The sequence below is a fragment of the Bradyrhizobium sp. genome (genome assembly GCF_035652035.1).
GTDB lineage: Bacteria > Pseudomonadota > Alphaproteobacteria > Rhizobiales > Xanthobacteraceae > Bradyrhizobium.
The window spans coordinates 33,979-42,837 of record NZ_DASREO010000033.1 but is presented as its reverse complement, the minus strand read 5'-3'; the positions used below and the strand labels follow the sequence as shown (position 1 = coordinate 42,837).

9 protein-coding genes are annotated in these 8,859 nt (G+C 61.3%); 4 read left to right on the top strand and 5 right to left on the bottom strand.

Going from position 1 to position 8,859, the window contains the following annotated elements:
* Window positions 1–328: 328 nt before the first annotated feature.
* From VFB05_RS11690 to VFB05_RS11680, 3 genes are all read left to right on the top strand, one after another.
* Window positions 329–913: a hypothetical protein gene (locus VFB05_RS11690; protein WP_325012380.1), complete on the top strand. Its 585-nt coding sequence runs from the start codon at window positions 329–331 to the stop codon at window positions 911–913.
* Between the two features lie 422 nt (window positions 914–1,335).
* Window positions 1,336–1,827: a Rieske (2Fe-2S) protein gene (locus VFB05_RS11685; RefSeq protein ID WP_325012378.1), complete on the top strand. Its 492-nt coding sequence runs from the start codon at window positions 1,336–1,338 to the stop codon at window positions 1,825–1,827.
* Window positions 1,828–1,868: 41 nt separating this feature from the next.
* Complete coding sequence (locus VFB05_RS11680) at window positions 1,869–3,638, top strand: PQQ-dependent dehydrogenase, methanol/ethanol family (RefSeq protein ID WP_325012376.1); 1,770 nt, start codon at window positions 1,869–1,871, stop codon at window positions 3,636–3,638.
* A 91-nt stretch (window positions 3,639–3,729) separates the two neighbouring features.
* On the opposite strand, the gene VFB05_RS11675 is transcribed toward VFB05_RS11680, so the two are convergent.
* From VFB05_RS11675 to VFB05_RS11660, 4 genes are all read right to left on the bottom strand, one after another.
* Window positions 3,730–4,446, bottom strand: coding sequence for an isoprenylcysteine carboxylmethyltransferase family protein (locus VFB05_RS11675; protein WP_325012374.1), 717 nt, complete (start codon window positions 4,444–4,446; stop codon window positions 3,730–3,732).
* Between the two features lie 79 nt (window positions 4,447–4,525).
* A complete protein-coding gene (locus VFB05_RS11670; RefSeq protein WP_325012372.1) occupies window positions 4,526–5,218 on the bottom strand; it encodes an HAD hydrolase-like protein in 693 nt (230 codons plus the stop codon).
* Between the two features lie 39 nt (window positions 5,219–5,257).
* Window positions 5,258–6,463: a serine hydrolase gene (locus tag VFB05_RS11665; protein WP_325012369.1), complete on the bottom strand. Its 1,206-nt coding sequence runs from the start codon at window positions 6,461–6,463 to the stop codon at window positions 5,258–5,260.
* 124 nt (window positions 6,464–6,587) lie between these two features.
* The gene (locus VFB05_RS11660) at window positions 6,588–7,049 is read right to left on the bottom strand and encodes an ester cyclase (protein WP_325012367.1); all 462 of its coding nucleotides are present in this window, start codon (window positions 7,047–7,049) and stop codon (window positions 6,588–6,590) included.
* Between the two features lie 283 nt (window positions 7,050–7,332).
* Between VFB05_RS11660 and VFB05_RS11655 the strand changes: the two genes are divergently transcribed.
* Window positions 7,333–8,028, top strand: a complete 696-nt coding sequence (locus VFB05_RS11655; RefSeq protein ID WP_325012365.1) for a flavin reductase family protein — start codon at window positions 7,333–7,335, stop codon at window positions 8,026–8,028.
* Window positions 8,029–8,129: 101 nt separating this feature from the next.
* Here VFB05_RS11655 and VFB05_RS11650 read toward each other — a convergent pair whose 3' ends face one another.
* Window positions 8,130–8,816 (bottom strand): type 1 glutamine amidotransferase domain-containing protein, encoded by a 687-nt coding sequence (locus VFB05_RS11650; RefSeq protein ID WP_325012363.1) that lies wholly within the window; start codon window positions 8,814–8,816, stop codon window positions 8,130–8,132.
* Window positions 8,817–8,859: the final 43 nt, after the last annotated feature.

Below are 8,859 nucleotides of genomic sequence, written 5' to 3'. Positions count from 1 at the left end.
CTCCTCGCAGCAACAGCCCAGAACCTTCGGAAACTAGCCAAGCTGATACCAATGCCGACGCCAAAGCCGGCCTGAGAGACGGCCGGCTTGCCGCGAATTTTGCCTACTTCGATCGCGAGCCGACTTCTTCAACACAATCGGAACCGAAACGGACGTTCGCTTCCTTTCCCAGAAATACGGCGATTAACCCAAGGCGGACCTCTTCGCGCCACTGTGGCAGAAGCTATACTCGGACTATTGCAGTCTGGGGGCGGGGAAGACAATCCGCCACCGCGTCGGCTGCTAGGAGTAATCTCGATACGGCGAGAGGGGGTTGGAAGTGAATTGGGTGCGAAAGATTACGGCCAATGTCGAGCCTCTCGACGACAAGTTTTTCGGCTTCAAATACCGGTGTTCGCTCACTCTCAATGATGGCACGTTCCTCCCCTGTGTCGTCCTTCAATCAAAAAAACGCCTCGTCGAATTCGCCAAGCGGCGCATCCAAGAGGAACTGAATGGTCGGGGGTTTATTGGAGGCGAAGACCCATACGGACAGATCGTCCCCAGCTTTGTCGCCAGTCACAATAGAGTTGCCGCATACGATGTCGCGGACGCAATACCATCGCGATTTGCTCCCCCTCTGCAATTGCTCTCGCGGATCGAGGGAGAGACGACAATGGGCTGGACTGGCTGGGTATTTCGAATGAAAGACCGAAGTGTATTTTCTTACGGTTCATCGTTCCGTATGGAATTCTTGCAACTCCCAGACGGATACGAATTCGCGGACGTTGAAGAGGTAATTAATCACAGCTTCGTAAATTCCGGTGGAGCACTTGATGGGCTTGGGCAGGGCCGTCCTTTGACAGAGGAATATCGGCGGACAAAATTACTCCGTGAACGAGCGTCTTTCTCTTGCGCCGTCGAAGGCATCTAGCGGCGGCAATCCGGTAAGCCTTTGAATATCTCCTAATGGCCCCATAGCGGACCTCAACGAGGATTGCCGGAGACGTCTGCCTTCGGGAATAGACCGGACCTAGAGACCAGCGACCACCGATGTCGGCTGGTGACCCTTGACTGAGATGGATCAGTCGCAGGTCGTCTCGGTCGGTCCGATCGAAAATGCGAGCCTGCTCCGCTGCCATTGCGCTTGACGGGGTGCGGAACAGCAACGATCCTTCCGGCCTCTGTGCAATGCGTCGTCAAAACAGCAACTCGGCCAGTCAATGTGCCGGGAGAAAGCGGGGAGGCGTGGCGGCTGCCAGCGATCGTGATCAGGCGCGCGGGTGTTCGTGCTGTTGCAACACGGACGATGGCGTAACGAGCCGCCGCGATGTGCTGCTGCTGGGATCAGCCTTCGTGGCTGCGACAGCTTTGCCGGCTGCGGCCGAGCCGGCCGACGAGCGGCCTCAGGAAGGCGACTTTCTGGTTCGCACCGATGGCCCTCCGACCCCTCTTGGACCAGGTGACATCTCGGCTCCGCAGGTGATCGCCTGGCCGATGGATCCGGCGACGAAAACGGTCCGCGACGGATCGCGCCTCAACAAGGTGCTGCTGGTCCGCCTCGATCCGGCGACTCTCGAACAGCCGACGCTGGCGCGCGCCGCCGATGGCGTTGTCGGATATTCGGCGATCTGCCCGCATGCCGGCTGCGAAGTGACCGGCTGGCAGGCGGATCAACTCATGCTCGAGTGTCCGTGTCACAACTCTCGCTACAATCCGCGCGAGGCGGCAGCGATCGTGGATGGCCCGACCATGCGCGCACTGGCGTCGCTTCCGCTCAAGATTGTCGATGGCAAGCTTGCCGTCGCCAAACCATTCATCGGGAGGCTGGGTGTCGTATCGTCCTGATCGATGAATCCCAAATAATAATAGTTCGGGAGGAGGAGTTCATGTCTGGATGGAAGAAGTGGCTGCACGGCATTTCAGCCGTTGCGGTGATTATGGCTGCCGGTCTCGGAAACGGATCGGCGCAGGAAATGATGGCATCGCCCCCGGGTCCGGCGCCATTGCCTGCCGTGCTGCAGAATTATTCGCCGGTCACCGCGGATCGGTTGCGCAAGCCTGAAGATTCGAACTGGCTGCTGTTTCGGCGCACCTATGACGGATGGGGTTACAGCCCGCTCGCCCAGATCACGCCGGAGAACGCCGGTCGTCTGCAGCTCGTGTGGAGTCTCGCCACCGGTCAGGTCGAGGGACACCAGGCGCCGCCCATCGTCAACAACGGCGTGATGTTCGTCGCGACACCCGGCAACCAGGTGATCGCCGTCGAGGCGAAGACCGGAACGGTGCTGTGGCGCTACAAGCGGCCGCTGCCGGAAGATCTGGTGAACCTGCACCCGACCAGTCGCGGCGTCGGACTCCTGGGCGACAAGGTCTACTTCGCATCGGCAGATACGACGCTGGTGGCGCTCGACGCCAAGACCGGCAAGGAAGCGTGGACCGCGAAGGTCGCTGACTATCGCAAGGGCTACTACACCTCGATCATGCCGCTCGTCGCCGACGGCAAGGTCATCATGGGAACGTCGGGCGGTGAACTCGGCATCCGCGGCTTCGTGGCCGCCTACGACGCCGAAACCGGCAAGGAAGCCTGGCGCACCTTCATGGTGCCGGAGCCCGGGCAGCCCGGTAGCGAGACGTGGCCGAACGGCGATCAGTGGAAGACCGGTGGCGCGTCGGTCTGGGTGCCGGCAACCTACGATCCGGAGACCCATCTTTCGTACTGGGGCACCGGAAACGGCGGACCCTGGATGGGCGATCAGCGCCCGGGCGACAATCTCTACACCTCGTCGGTCGTTGCTCTCGACGGCCAGACCGGATCGATCAAGGGACACTTCCAGTATCACCAGAATGACTCCTGGGACTGGGACGAGGTCTCGCCGCCGATCATCGTCGACTACAAGCACGGCGACAAGACCGTGAAGGGTCTCGTCGACGTCGCGCGGGATGGCTATCTCTGGCAACTCGAGCGCACGGATGGAAAGATCAACTTCATCACGGCGCAGAATTTCGTCAGCCACAACGTCTTCAAGGGCGTCGAACCGCAGACCGGGCGGCCTATCGTCGATCCCGAACACAAGCCGACGACCGGCAAGACGACCTTGTTTTGCCCGGGCACGTGGGGCGGGAAAGATTGGCCGCCGGCAGCCTACAGTCCGAAGACGCGGCTCTTGTATATTCCAGCGAACGAAAACCTCTGTACCGAGCTGACGACGGAAGTGCCGAAATACGTGGTCGGAGAACGCTACATGGGCGTCACCAACAACGTGCTGCGGATGCGCGCCGGCGCGGATCACATCGGCGAAGTGCAGGCATGGGATCTCGACACCGGCAAGCGTGCATGGACCACCAACCTGCCATCGCAGAACTGGGGGCCGATCCTCGCGACCGGTGGTGACGTGCTGTTCTCCGGCGGCACCAGCGACCGCTTGTTCCGCGCCTTCGACGCGAAGACCGGAAAGATCCTGTGGCAGTATCCCACGATCTCGGGCGTCAACGGCGTCCCCGTGTCGTTCGAGGTGGACGGCAAGCAGTACATTGCCGTGCAGACTGGCTGGGGCGTCGACGCCGCCCGCATGCAGGGCAGGTTGAACCAGACCTTCCCCGGCAGGTATCCGGAGGTGCCGCAGGGCGGCGCCGTCTATGTCTTCGCGGTGAACTGACCTTGTCATCAACGACTGGCCGCGGGATGCGTCCCGCGGTCAGAACGCGCCGAGGCCGAAATGCAGGCGTCTCGATTGCCGAGTCTCTGCCCTAATACACGCCCGGCACCAAACGGGCCGTCCGCATCATGTAGTCCTTATATTCCGGGAAGCTTTGCGATAGCACCCGCTCCTCGTAGGTCATGCGCAAAAACTGGAACACCCAGGACACTCCCACTAGCAGCAGCGCCCATGGCGAGAAGTACTGCAGCGCGATTCCCGTGACCGCGACCATCTCGCCAAGATAAAGCGGATGGCGGACGATGGCATACGGGCCCCTGGTCACCAGCCGCCGCGCCTGCGGCAGCAGGCTGATCGAACGCCCGAGAACGAGCAGCGCCCAAAGCGCGAAAGCAATGCCGGCGAGAATCAGAAGAAGCGAGGTCAGGAAGAGCGGCGATGAAAGTTCTTGCGGCGGCAGCCACAGGAAGCCGAGGCTCGAAAACGTGCCAGCCACGGCAGCAACGCGCGGAAAGAAGCCGAGCGCGGCCTGCTGCGGAACGCGGCGGACCGCATAGAGCACGATCGACAGCGCGAAGAAAATCAGCGCGGCGACCTCCGAGAGGGTACGAAGGACGAGAGACGCGGGAAGCACGGACGGATCGGTCCGGACAAACAGCGTGACCAGCGCGATCCGGTGCGACAGCTGTGGCAGCATCTGCGCAACGCTGTAGGCAAACCAGGCCATCAGAGGCACGGCCGTCAACAGATCGTAGAGTTTGGTCCGCCGCAGCGCCTTGAGACGCTCCCTCACCGTGGCGATTTCCATTTGGCCCAACCCCCTCCCGCGAACGCGCAGGTCCCGCCTACCCTTAGCGCCCTTCGCGATCAGAAGCTAACAGCCGTGCTTACAGCTCGACCAGGGAACCGAGCGACTGAACGTCGGAAAAGATGAAATCCGGGCGCGGAACGGAGCTATCCAGCGCGACCTGACGACGGTTGATCCAGGCGATCGTCAGGCCGAGCGGCTTGCCGCCAACGAGATCCGTGAACTGGGACTGCCCGGAATGGAGAATTTCCTCCCGAGCGCAGCCCGCATGCGCGATCAGGTACCGAAAGAGCGCGCCGTCCGGCTTGTAGCCCCGTGCGCGTTGTGCCGTGCAGACCAGATCGAACTCGCGCCGCAGCGGCGTCAGCGCCAGAAGGTCGTCGTCAATATTGGACACGACAGCGAGCCTGTATCGTCCGGACAACCGGTCAAGCGTCCGAACGACGTCGTCGTAAAGGAAGAACCGGGGAAAGGCGTCAAAATAGCGGTTGATCAGCTTGCCCTCGCCGCTCAGGCCGAAATGCGCAAATGTCTCCTCAAGCGAGAGCTCGCATATCTCGCGATAGGTCCGGTACGGCTCCCAGTAGTGGGCGATATTGCGATGCTCCCAGTGCTCCCAGAACGCCTTGACGTCGACGCCGTTAGCGCCGACATCGCCGAGGATGCGCTCGAATGCGCCGTACGAACTGTCACGAACGCTGATCAGCGTGCCGAACACATCGAATGACATCAACTTCGGTTGCAGGCGTTCGGGGCGTCGTTCACTGTTCATCGATGGGATACTCAGGGGCACTCTTCAATCCGCCAAGTTTCACGCCAGGTGACGGCTCACGTGATCGCTCATGGCCTCGGCAAATTTGACAGTCAAGTCGATCAGGTTCTTATCAAGCGGCGGAGGCTGCGAGGACAGTTTCGCGATGACGATTTCGTTGGCCTTGTCGACAAAGACATTCTGGCCGTAGACGCCCAGTCCGAAAGCAATGTTGCTGTCGCGGAGAACATACCACTTGTTGCGATAATGCATCGGACGATCGCCGAAATAGGAAATCATATCGCCGGCCGCCCACGCCTTCGGATCGCCGCCACTGAGCGTATCTTCGATCCAGCGCGCGGGAATGATTTGCGTGTCGCCTCTCTTGCCGTTCTGCACGATCAACTGGCCGACGCGGGCGAGATCCATCGTCGTGATGCAAATGCCGCCGGCGCAGCGTGGCGCGCCGAGGCGATCGACGGTGATATAGGCAGGGCATTGAGCTCCGATCGGCTTCCACAACAAATTGCCGATGAGATCGGCGAACCGGATGCCGCTGGTGCGCTCCAGGACCCAGCCTAATAGATCCGTGTTGGTCGACACATAGTGGAAGGGCCCGCCATCGGGACCGCTCCGCGCCGTCAGACTGCCGAGGAAGGTACGCAGATCATTCGGGCGCTCGCCGGGAGCCAGCGGGTTCCAGTTCGTGGCCTTGCGGTATTCGACGATCGGCCCCGACGTCGCGAGATAGTCTTCGTCGAAATCGATCCCGACGCGCATATCCAGCACGTGGCGTACCGTCGCGCTGGAATAAACGGTGTCCTTCAGCTCCGGGATGATCGACGCAATTTTCTGTTCCGGATCGAGCCTGCCTTGTTCGATGAGAATGCCGGCAACAATCGCGGTCAGCGATTTCGAGACGGACATCAGAATGTGCGGCGTATCCGCTGCCATTCCGTTGCCGTAACGCTCGAGAACGACTTTGCCCCGATGCAGGATGACAAGGCCATCCGTATCGGTCTCGTCGACGAATCGATCGAGGCCGTATCGCTTGCCGCCGTGTTCGAAGCCGAGGGATGAGAAGTCGACCGGCTCGGGCGTGAGCTTCCAAACATCGCCCGGCGCGCTCGGAATATCCGCCGACGGCACGATTTCCCGCACATGCTGAAATGCCCATGTCATGTACGGGGCCGTTCGCCAGTTCGCCAAGGTCACCTGATCGGCTTCCGCGGACGGGAAGCCTGACATGAGAGAGGGCGACGACATGAACGAATTCTCCAGGGAATGATCGGCGAGAGCCGTAGCACCCTATTGCTTTTTCCATGCATGTGAAGCGGCACAAGAGGAATGCCGCTTCACGTTTTCTGCGCGGTTGACGGCCTTTCCGCCCTTACGACGGCGTCGCAGGATGCATGATGAGGCCGAGTTGGGTCAGCGCCTTCACGCCATCGTCCAGTCCGATTTCTTCGACGATCTTGCCGTCGATCACCTTCAGGACCGTGGTTCCCGTGAACTGCAGCTTGCGGCCGGTTGCCGCCGGCAGGCTCCCCATCAGGAGATCATCGAACGCCGCGCCAGTGTGCGTGCCGCCGCCTTCCCACTGACCGACCACATAATCGCCTTCGGCGATCAGGTCCGCCGTGCCCCAGAAGTTGAGGTCGGGGAATGCGGCGCGGAACTGGGTCATGGCTGCCTTGATCTCGGCCCGGCCGCGGCGAGGTTCGTGCAGCGAGTAGTCCTGCAGCATGTCGGGGGCCGCAAGGTCGTCGATGACAGCGGGATTGAAGGTCTTGCCCCAGAATTCGGTGAACCAGCGGCCGACCACCGCCTTGTTGTCTTCTTCCTTCGACATGTCTTGATCTCTTTCGTTTGTTCCGATTCGTCAGAGGAAGCATCGAGCTTCCGGCTGAGAGGCTAGACAGCCGGCTTCAGAACCACGCTCCGTTTCTTGCGCGCGTATCGAAATCTTCACGCGCCGGCCGGCAGAGAGGCGGCGCAGCACCTTCGATTCAAAAGCAATAAGCGGAGTGTCGTCTCCCCGGTCGGCCGATAGGCCTCGTTCCGGCCGATGAAACGAAAGGGCGCGCGGCATCGAAACCGCTGCGCGGCCTGCGCGCCAGGAGGATGTCACGATCATGGATATGAGAGTTGCCACAACGCCGACGCTGCAACGAAGCGAGCCGCCGATCCTTTATGTCGGAACGCCGGTGGTGTTGATCAGCACAAGCAACGAAGACGGATTGCCAAATCTCGCGCCGATGTCATCGGCGTTCTGGCTCGGATGGCGCGGCGTGCTCGGTCTTGACCGGTCGTCGAAGACGGTCGCCAACATGCTCCGCACCAAAGAATGCGTGCTCAACCTGCCGTCGGTCGCACAGGCCGACGCGGTCGACCGCATCGCGCTGACGACGGGATCGGAGGTGCTGCCGCCGCACAAGGTCGCGCGCGGCTACCGCTTTGAGAAGGACAAGTTCGGAACGGCCGGGCTGACCCCGATTGCATCGGAGACCATCGATCCGCCGCGGGCAAAAGAATGTCCGATCCAGATGGAAGCCGTCGTCGAGCATACCTACGAGATGTCCGATAACGACCCGGCGTTCCGCGGCCGCCGCATCCTGTTTGAATTGCGCATCCAGCGGGTTTTTGCGGACTCCTCCATCCTCGCCGACGGCGAGCCGGATCGGATCGATCCCGACAAATGGCGGCCGCTGATCATGAGCTTTCAAAAGCTCTATGGCCTTTCCGATCGACAAGCCCGCACATCGCGCCTGTCGCAGATCCCGGAACCGCTCTACAAGCACGTGGACATCGAGCGGTCGCGGAGCGTGTAGCGGCGCGCGCCGCCGTCATTGCGAGGAGCGATAGCGACGAAGCAATCCAGACTTGGGCTCGTGGCTTTCTGGATTGCTTCGCTCCGCTCGCAATGACGGTTTTAGCGGGACCGCGACAGCAAATTCACCACCGCCGCCGCCACGCCCTTTGAAGACGCCGGGTTTTGTCCCGTCACCAGATTGCCATCCGTCATCACATGCGCCTGGAAATTGTCGGCCTTGGAGTAGATGCCGCCGTTCTGCTTCAGCATATCCTCGACCAGGAACGGGACCGCCTCGGTCAATCCGACCGCCACTTCCTCGGTGTTGGTAAATCCAGCGACTTTTTTCCCGCGAACGAGCGGCGAACCGTCCGGCGCCCTGGTATGCCGGAAAACAGCCGAGCCGTGGCAGACGGCTGACACGGGTTTGTTGGCCGCGAACATGGTTTCGATCAGCTTGATGGATGCTGCGTCTTCGGTCACGTCCCACATCACGCCGTGACCGCCGACATAGAAGACCGCGTCATAGTTATCAGCGGAAACGCTGGATAACGTGACGGTCGCGGCAAGGGTTGCCTGGGCCGCACGATCGCCGCGGAAACGACGGGTGTCTTCGGTCTGAAAGTTCGCCGCGTCGCTTCTGGGATCGAGCGGCGGCTCGCCGCCGAGCGGCGATGCCAGCGTGACGTCGGCGCCTGCGTCCTTGAACGCATAGTAAGGCGCGGCGAATTCCTCGAGCCAGATCCCGGTTTTCTTGTCCGAAGCGCCGAGCCGCTCGTTCGAGGTCAAGACCATCAATATGTTCATGTTGAGCCCTTTTGCTTATCGCAGGAAGCTGACGGGCTCTTCG